Origin of the sequence: Solicola agrisoli, assembly GCF_049059935.1 — a bacterium.
Taxonomy (GTDB): domain Bacteria; phylum Actinomycetota; class Actinomycetes; order Propionibacteriales; family Nocardioidaceae; genus JAURVT01.
This window is the reverse complement of record NZ_JBMGQR010000007.1, coordinates 37,344-58,369: the sequence shown is the minus strand read 5'-3', so window position 1 is coordinate 58,369 and position 21,026 is coordinate 37,344. Positions and strand designations below refer to the sequence as shown.

The 21,026-nt window shown below is 74.3% G+C and carries 18 protein-coding genes; 10 read left to right on the top strand and 8 right to left on the bottom strand.

From position 1 onward, the window contains the following. Nucleotides 1–2: 2 nt before the first annotated feature. The 7 genes from ACI6PP_RS04400 to ACI6PP_RS04370 all read right to left on the bottom strand — a co-directional run bounded on the left by ACI6PP_RS04400 (nucleotide 3) and on the right by ACI6PP_RS04370 (nucleotide 8,796). Entirely contained in the window at nucleotides 3–809 is an 807-nt protein-coding gene (locus ACI6PP_RS04400; RefSeq protein WP_421109444.1) for a CDP-alcohol phosphatidyltransferase family protein, read from the bottom strand. A 36-nt stretch (nucleotides 810–845) separates the two neighbouring features. Beyond that, nucleotides 846–1,853 (bottom strand): glutathione S-transferase family protein, encoded by a 1,008-nt coding sequence (locus ACI6PP_RS04395; RefSeq protein ID WP_421109443.1) that lies wholly within the window; start codon nucleotides 1,851–1,853, stop codon nucleotides 846–848. Between the two features lie 4 nt (nucleotides 1,854–1,857). Further along, on the bottom strand, nucleotides 1,858–3,144 hold the full coding sequence (locus ACI6PP_RS04390) for an MFS transporter (protein WP_421109441.1): 1,287 nt from the start codon (nucleotides 3,142–3,144) through the stop codon (nucleotides 1,858–1,860). Nucleotides 3,145–3,300: 156 nt separating this feature from the next. After that, complete coding sequence (locus tag ACI6PP_RS04385) at nucleotides 3,301–3,912, bottom strand: DedA family protein (RefSeq protein WP_421109439.1); 612 nt, start codon at nucleotides 3,910–3,912, stop codon at nucleotides 3,301–3,303. Then, nucleotides 3,909–4,688 carry an MBL fold metallo-hydrolase gene (locus ACI6PP_RS04380; RefSeq protein ID WP_421109438.1) on the bottom strand — a complete coding sequence of 260 codons (780 nt, stop codon included), beginning with the start codon at nucleotides 4,686–4,688 and terminating at the stop codon, nucleotides 3,909–3,911. Before ACI6PP_RS04380 ends, ACI6PP_RS04385 begins: the two co-directional genes overlap by 4 nt. Then, nucleotides 4,685–6,838, bottom strand: a complete 2,154-nt coding sequence (locus tag ACI6PP_RS04375) for a phage holin family protein (protein ID WP_421109437.1) — start codon at nucleotides 6,836–6,838, stop codon at nucleotides 4,685–4,687. The genes ACI6PP_RS04380 and ACI6PP_RS04375 overlap by 4 nt, the downstream gene beginning before the upstream one ends. Continuing rightward, entirely contained in the window at nucleotides 6,835–8,796 is a 1,962-nt protein-coding gene (locus ACI6PP_RS04370) for a M13 family metallopeptidase (protein ID WP_421109436.1), read from the bottom strand. The genes ACI6PP_RS04375 and ACI6PP_RS04370 overlap by 4 nt, the downstream gene beginning before the upstream one ends. Nucleotides 8,797–8,922: 126 nt before the next feature. Here ACI6PP_RS04370 and ACI6PP_RS04365 point away from each other — a divergent pair, with 126 nt between their 5' ends. From ACI6PP_RS04365 to ACI6PP_RS04335, 7 genes are read left to right on the top strand one after another with little or no spacing between them, the layout of a single operon-like run. After that, a complete protein-coding gene (locus ACI6PP_RS04365) occupies nucleotides 8,923–9,786 on the top strand; it encodes a siderophore-interacting protein (protein WP_421109434.1) in 864 nt (287 codons plus the stop codon). A 55-nt stretch (nucleotides 9,787–9,841) separates the two neighbouring features. Next, entirely contained in the window at nucleotides 9,842–10,903 is a 1,062-nt protein-coding gene (locus ACI6PP_RS04360) for a FecCD family ABC transporter permease (RefSeq protein ID WP_421109433.1), read from the top strand. Between the two features lie 3 nt (nucleotides 10,904–10,906). After that, nucleotides 10,907–11,980, top strand: coding sequence for a FecCD family ABC transporter permease (locus tag ACI6PP_RS04355; RefSeq protein ID WP_421109432.1), 1,074 nt, complete (start codon nucleotides 10,907–10,909; stop codon nucleotides 11,978–11,980). Between the two features lie 7 nt (nucleotides 11,981–11,987). Beyond that, on the top strand, nucleotides 11,988–12,824 hold the full coding sequence (locus tag ACI6PP_RS04350; RefSeq protein ID WP_421109430.1) for an ABC transporter ATP-binding protein: 837 nt from the start codon (nucleotides 11,988–11,990) through the stop codon (nucleotides 12,822–12,824). Then, a complete protein-coding gene (locus ACI6PP_RS04345) occupies nucleotides 12,814–13,674 on the top strand; it encodes a siderophore-interacting protein (RefSeq protein WP_421109428.1) in 861 nt (286 codons plus the stop codon). Before ACI6PP_RS04350 ends, ACI6PP_RS04345 begins: the two co-directional genes overlap by 11 nt. Continuing rightward, nucleotides 13,671–15,359, top strand: a complete 1,689-nt coding sequence (locus ACI6PP_RS04340) for an ABC transporter transmembrane domain-containing protein (protein WP_421109426.1) — start codon at nucleotides 13,671–13,673, stop codon at nucleotides 15,357–15,359. Before ACI6PP_RS04345 ends, ACI6PP_RS04340 begins: the two co-directional genes overlap by 4 nt. After that, nucleotides 15,356–17,107 (top strand): ABC transporter ATP-binding protein, encoded by a 1,752-nt coding sequence (locus ACI6PP_RS04335; RefSeq protein WP_421109424.1) that lies wholly within the window; start codon nucleotides 15,356–15,358, stop codon nucleotides 17,105–17,107. The genes ACI6PP_RS04340 and ACI6PP_RS04335 overlap by 4 nt, the downstream gene beginning before the upstream one ends. A 79-nt stretch (nucleotides 17,108–17,186) precedes the next feature. Here ACI6PP_RS04335 and ACI6PP_RS04330 read toward each other — a convergent pair whose 3' ends face one another. Next, entirely contained in the window at nucleotides 17,187–17,723 is a 537-nt protein-coding gene (locus ACI6PP_RS04330) for a helix-turn-helix domain-containing protein (RefSeq protein ID WP_421109422.1), read from the bottom strand. A 43-nt stretch (nucleotides 17,724–17,766) separates the two neighbouring features. Here ACI6PP_RS04330 and ACI6PP_RS04325 point away from each other — a divergent pair, with 43 nt between their 5' ends. From ACI6PP_RS04325 to ACI6PP_RS04315, 3 genes are read left to right on the top strand one after another with little or no spacing between them, the layout of a single operon-like run. Beyond that, a complete protein-coding gene (locus ACI6PP_RS04325; protein ID WP_421109420.1) occupies nucleotides 17,767–18,930 on the top strand; it encodes a benzoate/H(+) symporter BenE family transporter in 1,164 nt (387 codons plus the stop codon). Nucleotides 18,931–18,941: 11 nt separating this feature from the next. Next, on the top strand, nucleotides 18,942–20,297 hold the full coding sequence (locus tag ACI6PP_RS04320; protein WP_421109418.1) for a TrkH family potassium uptake protein: 1,356 nt from the start codon (nucleotides 18,942–18,944) through the stop codon (nucleotides 20,295–20,297). 44 nt (nucleotides 20,298–20,341) lie between these two features. Continuing rightward, entirely contained in the window at nucleotides 20,342–21,025 is a 684-nt protein-coding gene (locus ACI6PP_RS04315; RefSeq protein WP_421109417.1) for a potassium channel family protein, read from the top strand. Nucleotide 21,026: the final 1 nt, after the last annotated feature.

Genomic DNA, 21,026 nt, shown 5'->3' with positions numbered 1-21,026 from the left:
GGTCAGGCCTTCAGGCGCGACGACGCCATGATCGCCGCGACGTGGCCGACGACCGCCAGCAGCGCCAGCGGCAGCAGCGCGGTGACGAGCACCCGGGTGGCGTCGGTGCCCCCGACGAGCAGGTCGACGACGGCGGCCGCGAGCGCGAGGAGCGTCAGCTCGACCGAGTGGTAGAGCCGGTGGAACGGCACGAACCGCGCAGCGCGGCGCAGCCTGGCCACCAGGCCCGGACGGGGGGCGGTGGCCTCGGCGCTGTCGGGCACCCGGGGGAGCCCGGCGAACGCCCGCGACACGTGCACCATGTCGTTGAGCGCCTTGTTGAACATGATGACGACGGCGAGCAGCGCGCCCACGGCGATCCAGCCGGGGTGCTCGGCGGCGTCGCCGACCCCGCCCGCGGCGCGCACGCCCAGCGCGATCGGGATCAGCGCCTCGGTCGTGTAGTGGCCGATCTTGTCCAGGAAGACGCCGGCGGGCGACGACGTGCCGCGCCACCGCGCGACCTCGCCGTCGCAGCAGTCGACCAGCATCTGCAGCTGCCCGAAGAACACGGCCAGGACGACACCGCCGAGGCCCGGGAGCAGCAGGGAGGCGGCGGCGGCCCAGCCGCACAGGATCATCAGACCGGTGACGCCGTTGGCGCTGAACCCGAGGCGGACGAGCGGCCGGCTCAGGTAGGGCGAGATGTCGCGCAGGTACAGGTCGGCGGTCCAGTGCTCGGCCGACTTGCGGGCCCGGATCTCCGGCGGCTGGGCGATCGCCCGGAACTCGGCGAACGTGGGCCGGGCGGGGCGAGGGGCGTCAGACACGGCGGCCAACGTAGCACCGGCGGCCGCCGCGTCCGGTCAGGCGTGCAGGGGCTCGGGCGGGGTGCCGTCGCCGAAGGGACGGCCGCCGAGCGCGGCGCGCGTGTGGGGCACGTACCAGTTGCCGGTGTCGGGGCCCTTGGGGACGATCTGCGTCGGGTTCAGGTCGGTGTGGACGACGTAGTAGTGGTCCTTGATCTGCTGCCACTCCACGGTGTCGCCGAACCCGGGAGTCTGGAACAGGTCGCGCGCGTAGTCCCACAGCACCGGCATCTCGCTCAGCTTCTGGCGGTTGCACTTGAAGTGCCCGTGGTAGACGGCGTCGAAGCGCACGAGCGTGGTGAACAGCCGCACGTCGGCCTCGGTGATGGTGTCGCCCACGAGGTAGCGCTGGTGCTCCAGGCGGTCGCTGAGCCAGTCGAGTCGGGCGAACAGGCTGTCGTAGGCGCGCTCGTAGCCACGCTGCGACCCGGCGAACCCGCACTTGTAGACGCCGTTGTTGACGTCGTGGAAGACCAGGTCGGCGACCTCGTCGATCTCGGCGCGCAGCGCCTCGGGGTACAGGTCGGGCGCACCGGCGCGGTGGTGCTCGGTCCACTCGGTCGACAGGTCGAGGGTGATCGTGGGGACGTCGTTGGTGACGACCTCGCCGGTGGCCACCTCGACGATCGCCGGCACCGTGATGCCCTTGGGGTAGTCGGGGAAGCGCTTGAGGTACGCGTCCTGCAGGCGGGGGATGCCGAGGACGGGGTCGACGCCGCCCTCGTCAAGGTCGAAGGTCCAGCTGCGCTCGTCGTGGGTGGGGCCGCAGACGCCCATCGAGATGACGTCCTCGAGGCCGAGCAGGCGCCGCACGATGATCGAGCGGTGCGCCCACGGGCACGCGTTGGCGACCACGAGCCGGTAGCGGCCGGCCTCGACGGGGTAGCCGAACCGTCCGTCCCGGGTGACGCGGGTGCCGATGTAGTTCGTGTCGCGGTCGAACTCCTCGCCGGAGCTGACGTAGCGCCCGCCGGTGGTGTGGTCGTCGGTCTCGGTGGAGGACATGGCCCTAGTCTGCCGACCGCGCCGCCCCGACGCCGGTCAGGGGCCCGCGCCGCAGGTGCAGGACCAGGAGCGGGACCACCAGGACGCCCGCCGCGACGGCGAGCACCTCGAACCCCGCGAGCGCCACGACGGCGCCGGCCAGCAGGCCGCCGAGCGCCCCGGCGAGGTTCATCGCGACGTCCGACAGGCCCTGGACGGCGGTGCGCTCGGGTCCGTCGACGGACGAGGCCACCATCGCCGACCCGGAGATCAGCGACGCCGACCAGCCCAGGCCGAGCAGCACCAGGCCGACGGTGATCCGCACCTCGGACGCCCCGGCGGTGCCGGCGACCGCGACGGCGACGAGCAGCACCACCTGGCCGAGGACGGCGGTGCGGGTGGCGCCCCAGCGGTCCACCAGCCAGCCCATGACGGGGGAGAGCGCGAACATGCCGGCGATGTGCAGGCTGATCGTCAGCCCGATGATCTCGAGCGCCGCCCCGTGGTCCTGCATGTGCACCGGCGTCATCGCCATCACCGACACCATGACGGCGTGCGCGGTGGCGACGGTCGCGACGCCCGCCGAGGTGGTCGGGTTGGCGCGGACGGTGCGCCACGCGTCGGCGAACCCGTGGCGCACGACCGTGGTGCCGGGCGCGGCGGCGGGCTCGCGGGTGCGCGCGAGGACGAGGGGGTCCGGACGCAGGGCCAGCAGCATCAGGACCGCCGCGACCCCGAAGGAGACCACCGAGAAGCAGAACGGCCCGGCGAGGTCGGGCAGGCCGACGGACCGGGCCACCGCGGCGCCGGGGCCCGTCAGGTTGGGGCCGAGCACCGCGCCGATCGTCGTGGACCAGACCACGAGCCCGAGCGACCGTCCGACGTCGCTCGGCTCGGCGAGGTCCGTGGCGGCGTAGCGCGACTGCAGGTTGGTGGCGCTGCTGATGCCGCTGACGGCCAGCCCGAGGAGCACGAGGAGCACCGACCCGAGGGCCGCCCCGGTGACGACCACCGCGCCGCCCGTCGCGGCCAGCGCCCACCCGAGTGCCAGCCCGGGACGTCGTCCGCGGGCGGCGGCGAGGCGGGCCAGCGGCATCGAGCCGGCGGCGGCACCGAGCGTCAGCATCGTCGTCGCGAGCCCGGCGACGGCCGAGGAGCCCGACATGTCCGCCAGCAGCAGCGCGCCCACCGAGAGGCCCGACCCCGAGCCGATCCCGCCCACCACCTGCGCCGCCGCGAGCACCCCCACCGTCCGGCGCTGCACGCGGTGCAGGTCGGTCGAGGTGCGCGGGTCGCTGCGGTCGGTCGTCACCCCCGGAACCTAACCCGCCATCCGTCACTTCGGCCGGTCCCGTCCGTCACTTCGACGGGAGCCGTCCGTCGCTTCGGCCGTCGCCTGCGTGCCGGACCGACGGACGGGGGCAGCAGAACCGGCGGACGGGCCCTGCAGAACCGGCGGATCGCGGGGTCAGGCGGGGTGGGTGGGGGAGTCGGGGTGGGAGGGGGAGCGGGAGGTGAGGCGCTTGAGGAGCTGGAGGGCGACGGTGACGAGGACGGCGAGGACGACGGCGGCGACGACCGCGTCGCGGGCCGAGGGGAACAGGGCGTCGCCGAGCAGGCCGACGGCGGCGTAGACCACCGACCACAAGGTGGCGGCGCCGACGTCGGCGACGGCGAACCGGTACCAGGGGTAGCCGCCGAGCGCGGCGGCGAGCAGCACCGGGATGCGTCCGCCGGGCACCAGGCGCGACAGCAGCAGGACGCGGACCTCGTTCTGCTCGATCCGGGCGGTGGTGCGGGCCAGTGCGCCGTCGGGGTCGTCGCGGTTCAGCCAGCCGACGCGGTGCGCCAGCGGCTCTCCGGCGGCCCGCAGCGCGGCGTAGGTGATGACGTCGCCGACGTAGGCGCCGGCTGCTCCGACGAGGACGACGAGCACCAGCTCCCACGGGGCGGTGCCCTCGGCGAGCACGGCCGCGGCGCTGACGGCTGCGCCGGTGGGGACCACGGGCACCACGGCGCCGAATGCGACGGCGCCGAACAGGCTGAGCAGCGCGACGAGCCCGAGTCCCTCGTCGATCACGGGGTCACCGCCGGCAGGACGAGCCGCTCGCCGTGGCCCGGCACCCAGGGGCGGGTGGACGGCGACCGGTGCGTCAGCTGGTGGGCGAAGCGTGTGCCGGGCTCGGTGAACAGCCGGCGGTGTCGCTGCAGGCGGGTCATCCCGCGGGGCCAGAAGGTGCCGTAGTGGACGGGGACGGCGTGCGTCGCGCCGACGCGGCCGACGGCGACGGCCGCCTCCGCCGGCCCCAGGTGCGTGACGGGCAGCGTCGGCCCCCACCCGCCGACGGGCGCGAGCGCGAGGTCGACCGGGTCGACGTCGCGCATGTCGTCGGTCAGCCCGGTGTCGCCGGGGAACCAGAGCGTCCGCCGGCCGTGCGCGAGCCGGAACCCGAGCGCCGGTGCCGTGACGCGCGACAGCACGTGGCGGTGGCCGTCGTGCGCCGCCGGCAGCACCTCGACGTCGACCCCGGCGACGTCGACGCGGTCGCCGGGCACCACCTCGAGCACCCGCTCGGACGGCACGCCGGCCGCCTGCAGGTAGCCCGCCGCGCCGCGGGGGACGACGAACACGGCCCCGTCGGCGACGAGGCGCAGGGACGGCACGTGCAGGTGGTCGGGGTGCAGGTGCGACACGAGGACGACGTCCGCCGTCCGCGCCTCGTCCGGCGGCGTGGGGGCGAACCGGCGCAGGTGGGCGAGCCGGTCGAGCAGCAACGGATCGGTGAGCACGCGTGCGCCGTCCAGCTCGACGGTGCAGGTGGCGTGGCCCCACCAGGTCACGGCGAGGTCGCTCACCGCGACACCTGCGAGCGGGGTGCCTCGACGGCGGCCGGGGGAGCGGTCCGCAGCCCGTTCTGGTCCAGCCAGCCGACGAGCGCGGCGTGCACCTCGGTGCCGGTGAGCGCGCGCGACTCCTCGGCGCCGGGCAGGTCCCAGCCGGACGGGTGGACGAGCAGCGCCTGCGTCTGCTCGCCGCCGAGCCCGCCGTGCGAGCCCACCAGCTCCTCGAACGCGGTGACCTCGCCGAGCGAGCGGTCGTAGCGGCCGAGGAGCACGAGGTCGCCGACGTGGTCGCGACGGTCCAGGTCGCACAGGTCGGCGGCCGCCCGCGGGCCGTAGGGGAGCAGCGGGTCGACGCCGGCGCCGTCCACGGGCTCGCCGTCGCGCAGGTCGCGCCAGCCGTCGGCACCGACCACGAGCAGCGAGCCCGTGGGGGTGCGGACCGCCACCAGCCCGACGCCGGGGTGCGCGGCCAGCCCCTCGACCAGGCCGGGGCAGCGCGCGTCGATGCGGTCGCGGGCGATGCGTCCGGGCTCGTCGGCGAGGTAGACGTGCGCGAGGCTGCCCGACGCGGCCACCACCACCTGGTCCACGTCGGCGGGCTCGGAGACGTCGCGGCGCCGGTCGACGGTGAGCTCGTCGCGCGAGCCCTCCCCGTGGCGGCGACGCTGGGCCGACCGGGCCGCGGCGCCCACCACGCGGTTGGACCGGGTGGCACCGGTGAGCAGCACGTTCGCCGGGCCCCACGGCTCGGACGGACGGGCGCCGTCGTCCCCCGTGGTGACGCTGCCGCCGCCGGCGACGAGCGCCTCGACGACCTGGCTCAGCGTGCGTCCGTCCTGCTGGAGGAAGGTGGCGCCCTGGCTCTGGCCGTGGTCGGAGACGACGACGATCGTGTAGTCGCGGGCCACCTCGGCCGAGACCTGCTCGAAGAACTGGAGCACGCGGTCGAGGCCCTCGAGGGTGCGCATCGACTCCGGTCGACTCGGTCCGGCGTGGTGGGCGACCTCGTCGTAGTCCACGAAGTCGACGAAGACCGAGCGGGTGCCGCGGGCCATCTGCTCGGCCACGATCGAGACGTTGAGGTCGCGCAGGACGACGGTCGTCAGGCCGCGCAGCAGCACGAACACGCCACCGCGGCGCACCCGCGGCTGGACGTCGCGCAGGCGCTGGCGGCGTCCCTGGTGCCACTCGGTGACCATCTGGCCGAGGAACAGCACGATCGAGCGCACGAAGCCGCTGCGCGAGGTGAAGAACGACGCCGCGCCGCGGTCGGACGACGGCAGGCGCGCGTCGCTCATCGTCACCAGACGGGTGGGGGCGTCGCCGGAGAACAGGTTGGACACGCTGGTGCCGCCGTCGGCGAGCAGCCCGCGTCCGTCGCTGAGGCCCCGCTCGACCTCGGCCACGTCGGCCGGGTGGCTCGCGACGACCATCCGCCCCTGCTCCTTGTCGTACCAGCGGAACGACGGCACCGACCTGACGTCGCCGTGCAGCAGCACCGCCTGGCCGGCGGGGGTGGTGGCGGGCAGGCCGGTGTGCCAGCCGCGCAGCACGTGCTCGCCCGAGCGCAGCCACCGCGACAGGGTGGGCATCGCGCCGGCGGTGATGGCCTGGCGCAGGAGCGGCTCGCTGACGCCGTCGAGCTGGACGACGAGCAGCCCCGGGCCGGGGGTGTCGTGCACGTGCGCGAGTCGGACGACGCGGCCGAGCACCTGCCCGAGGAACGCGTCGTCCGAGCTGGCGTCGAAGAGCCAGTTGACGCCCGCCGCGACGGCCGCCGCGGCCCACGAGGCGACGATGATCTCGGGCCAGGAGAACGGCTGGACCCCCGGGACGATGCTGAGCGCGAGGCCGAGCACGAGCGCCTGGGCGAGGATGCCGGCCAGCAGCATGCCGAGCGACCCCGCGAGCACCGTCAGGCTCACCAGCACCGGGCGCAACAACGCGCCGAGGAAGAGCACGGCGACGGCGAGGGACGCCACCGCCGTCGCGCCCTCGACCTGCGCGCCCGGCAGCGCCCAGAGGCTGACGGCGAGCGCGAGGAACGAGGTGACGAAACCGCGGGCCACTCCGCGCACCCGCGGCCACGTGGGCCGCCAGTCGCCGAGGGTGACGCCGATGAGCTGCAGCTGGCGCCGCAGCGGCCCGCGGGAGGGGCTCACCAGATCGTCACGCGGTCGGCCGGGTCCAGCCAGAGCTCGTCGGACTCGCCGACCCCGAACGCGTCGTAGAAGGGGGCGATGTTGCGCACCACCTGGTTGCAGCGGAACTCCGGCGGCGAGTGCGGGTCGACCGTGAGCCGGCGGATCGACTCGGCGTCGCGCACCTTGGAGCGCCACGCCTGCGCCCACGACATGAAGAAGCGCTGGTCGCCGGTGAGGTCGTCGATGACGGCCGCCTCGGCGCCGTCCAGCGCGAGCGCGTAGGCCTTGTACGCGATCGACAGCCCCCCGAGGTCGCCGATGTTCTCGCCGATCGTCAGCTCGCCGTTGACCGTGCGGCCGTCGGTGCCCTCGGGCGACAGCACGCCGTACTGGTCGACCAGGCGCTGGGTGAGCGCGTCGAAGGCGGCGCGGTCGTCGTCGGTCCACCAGTTCGACAGCTTGCCGGTGCCGTCGTAGTGCGAGCCCTGGTCGTCGAAGCCGTGGCCGATCTCGTGGCCGATCACCGCGCCGATCGCGCCGTAGTTGACGGCGTCGTCGGCCTCGGCGTCGAAGAACGGCGGCTGCAGGATCGCGGCCGGGAAGACGATCTCGTTCATCGTGGGGTTGTAGTACGCGTTGACGGTCTGCGGCGTCATGTACCACTCGTCGCGGTCGACCGGCCCCTTCAGCTTGGACAGCTCGTGGTCGAGCTCGAACGCGAGCGCGGAGCGGACGTTGCCGAGCAGGTCGTCGTCGCGCACCTCGAGCGCGGAGTAGTCGCGCCAGCGCACGGGGTGGGCCACCTTGGGCGTGAACGCCTCGAGCTTGTCCAGCGCGCGCGCCTTGGTGGTCTGCGACATCCACGTCAGGTCGCCGATGCTGTGCCGGTAGGCGTCGACGAGGTTGACGATGAGCGCGTCCATGCGCTCCTTGGCCGCGGGCGGGAAGTGCCGGGCGACGTAGACCTTGCCGACCGCCTCGCCCATCGTGCGCTCGACGAACCCGACGCCGCGCTTCCAGCGGGCGCGCAGCTCGTCGGTGCCGCTGAGCGTGCGGCCGTAGAAGTCGAAGTTCGCCTCGACGAACGCCGACGACAGGTAGGGGGCGGCGGAGTGCACGACCTGCCAGCGCAGCCAGTCGCGCCAGGCCTCGAGGTGCTCGTCGGTGAGCAGGGTGTCGAGCCCGGACAGGTAGGACGGCTGACGGACGACCACGCGGTCGAGCACCGACCGCTCGATGCCGGCGGCGTCGGCCCACGTCGCCCAGTCGAATGACGGGACGGCCGCGACGAGCTCGTCGAACGTCGTGGGGTTGTAGGTCTTCTGCGCGTCCCGGCAGGCGACGCGGTCCCAGTGCTGCTGCGCGACGAGCGTCTCCAGCGCCAGGATGCGGGCGGCGCGGGCGGGTGCGTCGTCGACGCCGGCGAGGTCGAGCATCGCCGCGACGTGCTTCTCGTACGCGGCGCGGGCGTCGGCGAACCCGTCCTCGCGGTAGTACGACTCGTCGGGCAGGCCCAGCCCGGCCTGCAGGACGCTGACCACGTAGTGCTCGGGGTCGCCCTGGTCGGGGGCGACGTACATGCCGATGACGCCGGCGACGCCGGTGCGCTCGAGGCCGCCGAGCGTCCGGACGAACCCGGCGACGTCGCCGATCGCCTCGACGCGGGCGAGGTCGTCGGCCAGGGGAGCCGCACCGAGCTCCTCGACGCGGTCGGTGTCCATGAAGCTCGCGTACAGCGCGCCGATCTTGGCCAGCTCGGCGTCGTCGGTGGTGGCGCGTGCGTCGCGGCCCTCCTCGATGATCGCCCGGGTCTGGGCCTCGGCCTCGTCGACGAGGGTGACGAACGAGCCGGCGGTGGCGCGGTCGGCGGGGATCTGCGCGGTGTCGAGCCAGCCGCCGTTGACGTGGCGGTACAGGTCGTCCTGGACGCGGACGGCGGGGTCGACGTGGGTGTGGTCGATGCCGGAGCGGAGCACGAGGTGCCTTTCGAGCGAGGAGCTGAGGGCAGGGGAGCCTCACCGAGGTGGTGTTAGGCTGCCCTAAGTCACGCTGACCGCGGTGCGAGCGGTGCAGCAGACCTGATTCTAGGAGGCACCGTCCCGATGGCACCTGCACCTCGACGCCGACCCGCGCCGCAGCGCTGGGAGGTGGTCCGCACCGAGGACCTCAGCCCGCACCTGCGCCGCGTGGTCGTCACCGGTCCCGGGTTCGACGCGTTCGTCGAGCGCGACCAGGGCTTCACCGACCGCTACGTCAAGCTCTGGTTCCTCCACCCCGACCACACCTACCCCGACCCGGTCGACATCGAGGTCGTGCGCGCGACGATGCCGCAGGAGGCGTGGCCCGTCGTCCGCACGTACACGGTGCGCGACGTCGACGCCGAGGCGCGCGAGCTGACCATCGACTTCGTGGTGCACGGCGACAGCGGCGTGGCGGGCCCGTGGGCCGCCGCCGCGCAGCCCGGGGACGCGTTGTTCCTGGTCGGCCCGGGCGGCGCCTACCGTCCCTCGCCCGACGCCGACTGGCACCTGCTCGTCGGCGACGACGCCGCGCTGCCCGCGATCGCGGCGGCGCTGGAGGAGATCCCGGCCGACGTCCCCGTCCGCGCGGTGCTCGAGGTCGAGAGCGCGGACGACACGATCGAGCTCGTCTCCGACGGCGACCTCGACGTCACCTGGCTGTTCCGGGGCGACGCGCCGCCGGTGGCGCTCCTGGACCAGGCCGTGCGCGAGATGCCTTGGCCGGACGGCACGGTGCAGGCCTTCGTGCACGGCGAGTCGCGCGTCATGCGCACCGTGCGCCCGTTCCTGCTCGGCGAGCGCGACGTCGACCGCTCGATGCTCTCGGTGTCGGCCTACTGGCGCTCCGGCGAGACCGAGGAGGGCTTCCGGGCGTGGAAGGCCGAGCAGAACGCCGCGGCCGAGGCCGCGGCGGCCCAGACGCCGGCCGCCGGCGCCGTCGCGTGACCCGCGCCACGGGCCGTTGAGGCCCCGAGAATCGTTAGGTTAGCCTTACCGAGTCATGTCGACGTCCGTCCGCCCGTCGGCCGCAGCCACGCTGTCGCCGCGCCCCCAGCGCCGAGCGGGGACCCCTGCCCTCGCGGTCGGGCTCGTGGTGCTGGCGGTGGCGCTGCTGGCGGCGTGCCTGCTGAGCGTCCGCTACGGCAGCCGGCCGCTGACGATGTCCGACGTCCTCGGCGCGCTGGGCAACACCGACCCCACCGACACCGACCAGCTGGTCGTGCGCACCCTGCGCATCCCGCGCACGATCGCCGGCGTCATGGTCGGCGTCGCGCTCGGCCTCTCGGGCGCGGTCATGCAGGGCGTGGCCCGCAACCCCCTGGCCGACCCCGGCCTGCTCGGCGTCAACGCCGGCGCCGCGCTGTTCGTCGTCATCGGGATCAGCGTCTTCGGCGTCTCGGCCGCCTCGGGCTACGTGTGGTTCGCGTTCGTCGGCGCCGCCGTGGTGGCCGTGGGCGTCTACGCGATCGGCTCGATCGGACGCGAGGGCGCCACGCCGGTCAAGCTGGCCCTGGCCGGCGCGGCCGTCAGCGCGGCGCTCGTCTCGGTCACCACCGCCGTCCTGCTCACCGACGTCGAGACCTTCGACCGCTTCCGGTTCTGGACGGTCGGCTCGCTCGCCGCGGCCAAGCCCGCGCAGCTGTGGGACATCGCCCCGTTCGTGGCGGTGGGCGTCGTGCTCGCGCTCGTCACCGGCCGTCTGCTCAACGCGCTCTCGCTCGGCGACGACGTCGCCCGCGCCCTGGGCCAGAGGATCGCCACCGCCCGCATCGTCTCGGCGCTCGCCGTCGTGCTGCTGTGCGGCGCGGCCACCGCGGTCGCCGGCCCGATCGGCTTCCTCGGGCTGACGGTGCCGCACCTCGCCCGGATCATCACCGGCCCGGACTACCGCTGGATCCTGCCGTACTCGGCGCTACTCGCCCCGATCCTGCTGCTCGTCTCCGACGTCATCGGACGTGTGGTCGCGCGGCCCGGCGAGCTGCAGGTCGGCATCGTCATGGCCATCGTCGGTGCCCCGTTCTTCATCGCCCTCGTCCGTCGTCGCAAGCTCGCGGAGCTCTGAGCCATGGCCGTCCTCGACCGCTCGCCCCTCGGCCTCGTGGCCCCGCCGAAGTCCACCCACGCGGTGGTCGGCGGTCGACGGCGTCGGCACGCGCGCGTCGTGTCGGTCACCGGGGCCCTGCTCGCGGTGCTGTTCGTGCTGTTCTGCGTCGCGCTGTCGCTCGGCGACTTCCGGATCCCGCTGCTCGACGTGGTCAGGACCCTGTTCGGTGCCGGCGACCCGGCCAGCGACTTCATCGTCCGCGAGCTGCGGCTGCCGCGTGCGGTGCTCGCCGTGTTCACCGGTGCCGCGTTCGGCCTCTCGGGCATCGTGTTCCAGACGCTGGTGCGCAACCCGCTCGCCTCGCCCGACATCATCGGCATCTCCTTCGGCGCCAGCGCCGCCGCCGTCATCGGCATCATCGTGCTGGGGCTCGGGGGAGCGGCGGTCTCGCTGCTGTCGTTCGTCGGCGCGCTGGCCACCGCCGTCGCGATCTACGTGCTGTCCTGGCGCAACGGCGTCACCGGCTACCGGCTCGTCCTGGTGGGCATCGGCATCGGCGCGATGCTCAGCAGCGTGGTCTCCTACGTGATCACCCGTGCGGAGATCACCAGCGCCGCCGAGGCCCTCGTCTGGCTGACGGGCAGCCTGAACGCCTCCACGTGGCAGGCCGTCGGCGTCCTCGCGGCGTGCCTGGCGGTCCTCGTCCCGCTCACGCTGCTGCTCGGGCGCTACCTGCGTCAGCTCGGACTCGGCGACGACGCCGCGCAGGCCCTCGGCGTCCCGGTCGAGCGTGCGCGGCTGTCGCTGATGGTCGTCGGCGTCGCGCTCGCCGCGGTGGCCACGGCCGCCGCCGGACCGGTGGCGTTCGTCGCGTTCGTCGCCGGCCCGATCGCCAAGCGCCTGGTCGGCCACGTCGGCCTGGCGCTCGTCCCCGCGATGGTGGTGGGCGCGGTGATGATGCTCGCCTCCGACCTCGTCGCCCAGCACGCCCTGCCGAGCACCCAGCTCCCCGTAGGCGTCGTCACCGGCATCGTCGGGGCGCCGTACCTGATCTGGCTGCTCGTCACGACCAACCGCGTCGGCCGCGGCGGATAGGACCCCCATGACCCGTGCACACGCGCTCGGCACCGAGAAGGTCTGCCTGGGCTACGGCGACCGTCACGTCGTCGACCACCTCACCGTCCAGGTGCCCCCCGGGCAGGTGAGCGTCATCGTCGGCGCCAACGCCTGCGGCAAGTCCACCCTGCTGCGCGGCATGGCGCGGCTGCTGTCGCCGTCGGCCGGCACCGTCGTCCTCGACGGCGAGAGCATCCACTCGATGCCCACCAAGAAGGTCGCCACCATGCTCGGGCTGCTGCCCCAGCACCCCGTCGCGCCCGAGGGCATCAAGGTCGCCGACCTCGTTGGCCGCGGCCGCTACCCGCACCAGGGGTGGTTCCGCAGCTGGACCGCCGCCGACGACCAGGCCGTCACCGACGCCCTCACCGTCACCGAGACGCACGAGCTCGCCGACCGTCCCGTCGACGAGCTGTCGGGCGGGCAGCGCCAGCGCGTCTGGATCGCGATGGCACTGGCCCAGCAGACCGACCTGCTGCTGCTCGACGAGCCCACCACCTACCTCGACGTCAGCCACCAGGTCGAGGTGCTCGACCTGCTCACCGACCTGAACCGTCGGGCCGGCACCACGATCGTCATCGTGCTGCACGACCTCAACCTCGCCTGCCGGTACGCCGACCACCTGATCGCCATGAAGGACGGCCGCGTGGTCGGCGAGGGAGCGCCCTCCGACGTCGTCACCGAGGAGACCGTCGCCCAGGTGTTCGGCATGGCGTCGCGCGTCGTGCCCGACCCGGTGTCCCGCACCCCGATGGTGGTGCCGATCGGGCGCCACCACGCCACCCACACCGACCGGACGGAGGTGCTCGCCGATGGCGCGTGAGCTCACCTACTCCCTGGCCGAGGTCCTGCGGACCGAGCGGCTCAGCCCCCACCTCGTGCGACTCGAGGTCGGCGGCCCGCTGATGGCCGGCTGGAGCACCACCGGCGTCCCCGACGAGGCGTTCCTGCTGGGGGTGCCGCGGGCCGACGGCTCGGTGGTGCACCCCGACGACGTGCCCGAGGGCGACGACGCCTACTCCCACACCCGCTGGTACACCGTGCGTCGCTTCGACGCCGTCACCGGCACCATCACCTTCGACGTCGTCGTCCACGACGAGGGCGTCGCCACCACCTGGGCCCAGTCGGCCCGCGTGGGCGAGACCGTGGGCGTCTCCACCACCACCAGCTGGTACGCCCGCCCGGCCGACGCCACCTGGCAGGTGCTGTACGGCGACGTCGTCGCGCTGCCGGCCATCGGCCGGATGATCGAGGAGGCGCCCGACGGCGTCCGCACCACGGCGCACGTCGAGGTGCACGGCCCCGAGGACGAGCTCGCCGAGCTGGGCGACGCGGTCACCTGGCACCACACGCCCGACCTCGGCCGCACCAGCAGGCTGGGCGAGATCGTCGCCTCGACCTCGCTGCCCGAGGGTCCCGGCTACGTCTACGTCGCGGGTGAGGCCGCCGCCACCCGCGCGGCCAAGCGCCACCTGCGCCAGGAGTGTGGGCTCCCGCGCGGCACCTACGGCATCGTCGGCTACTGGCGTGCGCAGGCCGAGGAGTGGATGCGCCGCTACGAGCAGTCGGGCATCGACCTCGAGACCGTCTACGCCGAGGGCGAGAAGCAGGGCCTGGACGAGGAGCAGCTGAGCGACGAGGTCGACCGGCGCCTCGAGGCCGCCGGGCTTTGACCGGCGGCGGACTCCTCCGGCGGGCCTTCTGGCGCCAGCGCCGGCGCATCGCGCTGGGCATGGTGCTGGTGAGCCTGCACCAGCTCTGCGAGGCGATGGTGCCCGTCGTCATCGGGCAGGTCGTCGACCGCGCGGTCGCACCGAGCGACGGCACCGCGCTGCTCGTGGGCATCGGCGCGATGGTGGTGCTGTTCGCGGTGCTCACCTACGCCTGGCGCTTCGGTGCGCGGCTCATCGTGGCCGCCGAGATGCACGAGACGCACCTGCTGCGCGTCGAGGTCGCCCGGCGCGTCCTCGACCCGCGCGACCTCGACACCGACCTGCGTCCCGGCGAGATGCTGACGCTCGCCACCTCCGACGCCGACCGCGCCGTCGAGGCCGTGCCCGCGGTGTCGTGGGTCGTCGCCGGCGTGGCCGGGCTGGTGATCAGCGCCGTCGTGCTGCTGCGCATCGACGTGCTGCTCGGCCTCGTCGTGCTCGTGGGCGTGCCGCTGGTGCTCGGCGTCGTCCAGCTGACGACGCCGCTGGTCGCCCGCCGCACCGCCGACCAGCAGGCCTCGCTCGGCCGCACCACCGCCGCCGCCACCGACCTCGTCCAGGGTGGACGTGCGCTGCGCGGGATCGGCGCCGAGGAGCACGCCGCCCGGCGCTACGTCGACTCGAGCCAGGAGACCCTCGCCCTGACGCTGCGCGCCGCCACCTGGCGCGGCGTCTCGCTCGGCGCCTCCACCCTGCTCAGCGGCCTGTTCCTCGCCGTCGTCGCCGGCACGTCGGGCTGGTTCGCGCTGCAGGGCCGGATCAGCATCGGCGAGCTGATCACCGTCATCGGGCTGGCGCAGTTCGTCGCCGAGCCGGTGGCGATGGTGGGGGCCTGCCTGACGGCCGTCGCCGCCGCCCTCGCGTCCGCGCGCCGCCTGGCCGCCGTGGAGTCGCTGCCGCACCTGTCGTCCGACGGCACCGCGTCCCCCGGCGGCGGGGCGCCGCTGAGCCTGCGCGGGCTGACCTACGGCTCGCTGACGGCGCTCGACCTCGACCTCGCCCGCGGCGAGCTGGTGGGCCTGGTCGCCCACGCGCAGAGCGACACCGACGCGCTCACCACCGTCCTCGCCGGACGCGCCCGTCCCGCCGAGGTGGGCGGCCGGGTGCTCGTGGCCGGCACGCCGCTCGCCGAGCTGCGCCTCGCCGACGTGCGCGCGTCCGTCCTCGTCGAGGCCCACCAGGTGGAGCTGTTCGAGGGCACCGTCGGCGAGAACCTCCTGCTCGGGCGCCCCGAGGCGTCCGCCGACGAGCGCGACCTCGCGCTCGCGGCGTCCGGCGCGGGCGACGTCGTCGCGGCGCACCCCGACGGTCTCGAGCGCCGGCTCACCGACCGCGGCGCCGGGCTGTCCGGCGGCCAGCGCCAGCGGCTCGGACTCGCACGCGCGCTTCTCGCGTCCCCGCCCGTACTGGTGCTCGACGAGCCGACGTCGGCCGTCGACGCCGTCACCGAGGCCCAGGTGGCCGACGGGCTGGTGCGGCTGCGGCACGCCGACCCCGACGCCGCCACGCTCGTCGCCACCCACAGCCCCGCCGTGCTCGACCGCTGCGACCGCGTGGTCGTCGTCGACGGTGGCCGGGTGGTGGCCGAGGGCACCCACCACGAGCTGCTGGCCACCGACTCCTACCGCGCGGCGGTGACCCGGTGACGGCTCCGCGCACGCTGATGCCCGTCGCCGACGCCCGTCAGACCGCGGCCGGGCTGGGGCGGGCGCTGCGCACGCACCGACTGGCCGCGGCGGTCACCGTCGTCGCGTTCGTCGCCTCGGCCGGGTTCGGCCTGATGGCGCCGCTCGTGCTCGGCGGCCTCGTCGACGACACCCTCGACGGCGCGGGCACGCAGGCGCTGCCCCGCACGGTGGTGCTCCTCGTCGTCTCGGCGGTCGGTGCCGGGGCCACGCTGACGGTCGGCGTGATGCTGATGTCGCGCGTCGCCGAGGCGGTGCTCGCGAGCCTGCGCGAGCAGGTGGTCACCCGGTCCCTGCGGCTCCGCTCGACCGAGGTGGAGGCCACCGGCAGCGGCGACCTGCTCAGCCGCGTCGGCGACGACGTCTCCGTGGTCACCCAGGCGATCAGCACGACGGTGCCCCAGGTGGTGCAGGCCGCGGCCGTGACGGTCGTGACGCTCGGCGGCATCTTCGGGCTCGACTGGCGCCTCGGCCTGGCCGGGCTGCTCGCGCTGCCCGTCTACGTCCACGGCGTGCGCTGGTACCTGCCGCGGTCCGGGCCGATGTACGCCGCCGAGCGACGGGCGCTGGGTGAGCGGGCCCAGGCCCTCGTCGGGGCGATGAGCGGGGCGGACACCCTGCGCGCCTACCGCGCCGAGGCCCAGCACGTCGCCCGCGTCGACGAGCGGTCGGCCGAGGCCCGCGACATCTCCATCGACGTGTTCCACCTCCTCACCCGGTTCGGCGGGTCGATGAACCGCGCCGAGCTGCTCGCGCTGTCGGCGATCCTCGTGACCGGGTTCTGGCTCGTGGACGCCGACGCGATCACCGTCGGCGCCGCCACGGCCGCAGCCTGGTTCTTCCACCGGCTCTTCGGCCCCTTGGGCACGCTGATGATGACGTTCGACTCCATCCAGTCCGCCGGGGCGAGCCTGGCGCGGCTGGTGGGCGTCATCGACATGCCGCTGCCGGACGAGCCCGCCAAGGCGTCCGTGCCGCGCGACTCCGGCGTCGTGGTCGCCAAGGTCTCGCACGCCTACGACGACGGCCCGCTCGTCCTGCACGAGGTGGACCTCGAGGTGCGTCCGGGCGAGAAGGTCGCGCTCGTCGGCGCCACGGGCGCGGGCAAGACCACCCTCGCGTCGGTCGTCGCCGGCCAGGTGCTCGCCACCGACGGCACCGTCCGCGTCGGCGACGTCCCCCAGGACGAGCTCGGCGACCGCGGCCTGCGCCGCCACGTCGCGCTCGTCAGCCAGGACGTCCACGTGTTCGCCGGCACGCTCGGCGCCGACGCCCGGCTCGGCCGTCCCGACGCGACCGACGACGAGGTGCTCGCCGCGCTCGACCTCGTGGGTGCGACGTCGTGGGTGTCCGCGCTGCCCGACGGACTCGCGACGGTCGTCGGCGAGGGCGGCCACGACCTGTCCGCCCCGCAGGCCCAGCAGCTCGCCCTGGCCCGCCTCGTGCTCGTCGACCCGCCCGTCGTCATCCTCGACGAGGCCACCGCCGAGGCCGGCAGTGCCGGCGCCCACGACCTCGAGGCCGCCGCGTCCGCCGCCACCGCGGGCCGCACCAGCATCGTCGTCGCCCACCGCCTCACCCAGGCCGCCACCGCCGACCGCGTCGTGGTCCTGGACGCCGGCCGCGTCGTCGAGCAGGGCACCCACGCCGAGCTCGTCGCCGCCGGCGGTCGCTACGCCCGCCTCTGGTCCGCCTGGTCCGACACCTGACCGCCGAGTGGCGCAAACCCGCGCTCGAGGTCCGAGGTGTCCAACGCACCAGCGGTCGATGCGTTGACGAGCTCGGACCTCAACGCGCCGGTGGCGCGGGGGTGGTGATGACGAGGACGGCCTCGGCGGGGTGGGGGGAGGTGGCGGTGTAGGCGTGGGGGACGTCGGACGTCCACCGCGCCGAGGTGCCCGTCGCCACGTCCAGCACCGCGTCGCCCACCTCGACGCGGAACGCGCCGCGGGTGGCGGTGAGGTGCTCGACGACGCCCGCGCCGTGGGCGGGGGAGCGACGGGTGCCGCCGGCGTCGAGGAGGAGCCGGTAGACCTCGACGGTGGTGCCGGCGTCGTCCGACCGGGCGTCGAGCAGCGTCACCGTGGTGACCTCGTCGGCGACGGTGCTGCCGGCGCCCTCGGCCAGCAGGTCGGCGAGCGGGACGGCGAGCCGTCCGGCCAGGCGGTAGAGCGTCTCCAGCGTGGGGTTGCGGGTGCCGCCCTCGATCTCTGACAGCGTGCCCTTGCCGACGCCCGCCTCGGCGGCGAGACGCGACAGGCTCAGGCCGCGCGCGCGGCGCACCTCGCGCAGCCGGGCCCCGACCGCGGGGTGCGTGCCAGTCATCGGACCAGGCTATCGTTCTGTTTACAGAACAGCAGGAGGCGGCATGCAGGAGCGGACGCAGTCGGTGCTCGCGGGCGTCGTCACCGCGGTCGTCGGGTTCACCAGCTCGTTCGCGGTCGTGCTCGCCGGGCTGCGGGCCGTCGGCGCGACCGCCGAGCAGGCGGCGTCCGGCCTGCTGACGATGTGCTTGGTGCAGGCCGCCGGCATGATCTGGCTGTCTTGGCGGTACCGGATGCCGATCACGCTGGCGTGGTCGACGCCCGGCGCGGCGCTGCTCGCGTCCACCGGGGCGGTGGCGGGCGGGTGGCCGGCCGCGGTCGGCGCGTTCGTCGTCGTCGGCGCGCTCGTCGTCCTGACGGCGGCGTGGCCGCGGCTCGGGTCGCTCGTCGCGTCCATCCCGCGGCCGCTCGCGCAGGCGATGCTGGCCGGCGTGCTGCTGCCGCTGTGCCTCGCGCCGGCCCTGTCGCTCGTCGACCGGCCCGCGCTCGTCGCGCCCGTCGTGGCGACCTGGCTGGTGCTGCTCCGCGTCGCGCCGCGGTGGGCCGTGCCCGGCTCGCTCGTGGTCGCGCTCGGCGTCGTCGTCGGGTCCCTCGTCGCGGGCGGCGACGCGCCCGCGGCGTCGGAGCTGCTGCCGTCGCTGAGCCTGACGACGCCCTCGCTCACCGTCCAGGCGGTCGTCGGCATCGCACTGCCCCTGTACGTCGTGACGATGGCCTCGCAGAACGTGCCGGGCGTCGCGGTGATGGCGTCGTTCGGCTACACGGTCCCGTGGCGGCCGGCGATGGCGGTGACGGGCGTCGGCACCGTCGTCGGCGCCGCGGCCGGCGTCCACGCGGTCAACCTCGCGGCGATCAGCGCCGCCCTGGCCGCCTCGCCCGACGCCGGCCCCGACCCGTCGCGCCGCTGGCGGGCGGCGCAGGCGGCCGGCTGGACGTACGTCGTCATCGGCGCCGTGGCGGCCGGGCTGGCGGTCGTCGTGGCCGCGGCGCCACCGGGAGTGGTGGAGGCCGCCGCGGGTCTCGCCCTGCTCGGGACGCTCGTCGCCTCGCTGTCGTCGGCGTTCGACGGCACCGAGCGTCCTGAGGCGACCGGGGTGACGTTCCTGGTGGCGGCCTCCGGGCTCTCGGTGCTCGGCGTGGGCGCGGCGTTCTGGGCGCTCGCCGCCGGTCTTCTCGTGCGCACCGTGCTGCCCCGCCCGACGCTGTAGCCTCGTCACTCGTGTCGTGGCAGGCGGGGTGGAGCAAGGGCGTGCGCGCCGTCGCGCACCCCGTCCGCCTGCTGCCGCTGCTGTTCTTCGCCGGCATCGTCATCGGCTCGGCCCTGCTGATGCTGCCGATCTCGCGGGCCGACCACGACTCACCGGTGGTCATGCCCGCGCTGTTCACCTCGACGTCGGCGGTCACCGTCACCGGCCTCGCGTCGGTCGACACCGCCACCTTTTGGACGCCGTTCGGCCAGGGCGTGATCCTCGTGCTGATGGAGGTCGGCGGGTTCGGCATCACCACCATCGCCACCGTCCTCGGCATGGCCGTCGGCGGCCGGCTCGGCATGCGCACCCGGATGCTCGCCCAGGCCGAGATGCGCCTGGTCGACCCCGGTGGCCTGCGCCAGCTGCTGCGCCGCGTCGCGGTGATGATGCTGGCCTTCCAGGCCGTCATCGCCGCCGTGCTCACCGTGGCCTACCGCGGCTACTACGACTCGTGGGCGACGTCACTGTGGCACGGCGTGTTCCACTCCGTCGGCGCGTTCAACAACGCGGGGTTCTCCCTGGAGTCCGACAACCTCGTCGGCTTCGCCGGCAACGTCTGGATCATCGGCACCATCTCGCTCGGCGTGTTCGTCGGGGCCCTGGGCTTCCCGGTGATGGCCGAGCTCTGGACGGGCTGGCGGCGCCCGAGCCGCTGGACGATCCACACCCGCCTGACGGTCTGGGGCTCGATCGGCCTGCTCGTGCTGAGCGTCGTGCTGTTCCTGCTGTCGGAGTGGAACAACCCGGCGACGATCGGCGGCACCGGTCTGGTCGAGAAGCTCGTCACCGGCATCGAGGGCGGCGTCATGCCCCGCTCGGGCGGCTTCAACAGCTTCAGCTGGGGCGAGGTCAGGCCCGAGACGCTCGGCGTCGCCACCGTGATGATGTTCATCGGCGGCGGCAGCGCGAGCACGGCCGGCGGCATCAAGATCACCACGTTCCTGCTGCTCGCCTTCGTGATCCTCGCCGAGATCCGCGGCGACGACGACGTGACCATCGGCAACCGCCGCATCGGCGCGTCCACGCTCCGCCAGGCGCTGTGCATCGCCCTGCTGTCGGTGATGCTCGTGGCCGTCTCGACGCTGCTCCTGCTCACCATGACCTCCTACGAGCTCGACGCCGTCCTGTTCGAGGTCACCTCGGCCTTCGCGACGGTCGGGCTGTCCACCGGCATCACCTACGACCTGCCCTACGACGCCCAGGGCGTGCTCATGGTGCTGATGTTCGTGGGGCGCGTCGGTACCGTGGCCGCGGCGTCCGCGCTCGCGCTGCGCAGCACTCCCCGGCGCTACCGCCTGCCCGAGGAGCGCCCGATCATCGGCTGAGCCGACCGGACGTCGACACACCCACCACCTGACGAGGAGCACCCATGGGCAAGCGCGAGCAGCACGCCGGCGACCACCCGGTGGCCGTGATCGGCCTCGGCCGGTTCGGCACCGCCGTGGCCACGTCGCTGCGCGCCCTCGGCCACGACGTCCTGGTGATCGACGAGGACCCCGAGCTCGTCCAGCGCTGGTCGCACGAGTTCACCCAGGTCGTCCAGGCCGACTCCACCCAGGCCGACGTCCTGCGCCAGCTGGGCGTCGACCAGTTCGACCGCGCCGTCGTGGGCATCGGCACCGACGTCGAGGCGAGCCTGCTGACGGTGCTCGCGCTCGTCGAGATCGGCATCGAGGAGGTCTGGGCGAAGGCGATCAACAAGCAGCACGGCACGATCCTGGACAAGGTCGGCGCGACGCACGTCGTCTACCCGGAGTCTGCGATGGGGGAGCGGGTGGCCCACATGGTCACCGGCTCGATGATCGACTTCATGGAGTTCGACGACCGGTTCGCCATCGCCCGCACGCGCGCTCCCGGCCAGGTGAGCGGCAGGACGCTCGAGGACTCCCGGCTGCGCTCGAAGTTCGGCGTCACGGTGGTGGGCATCAAGCGCCGCGGCGAGGACTTCACCTACGCGCGGCCGGAGACCGTCGTCGAGCCGTACGACGAGCTGATCATCAGCGGCACCACCGACCAGATCGAGAACTTCTGCGCCTCGACGTTCGAGAAGTAGG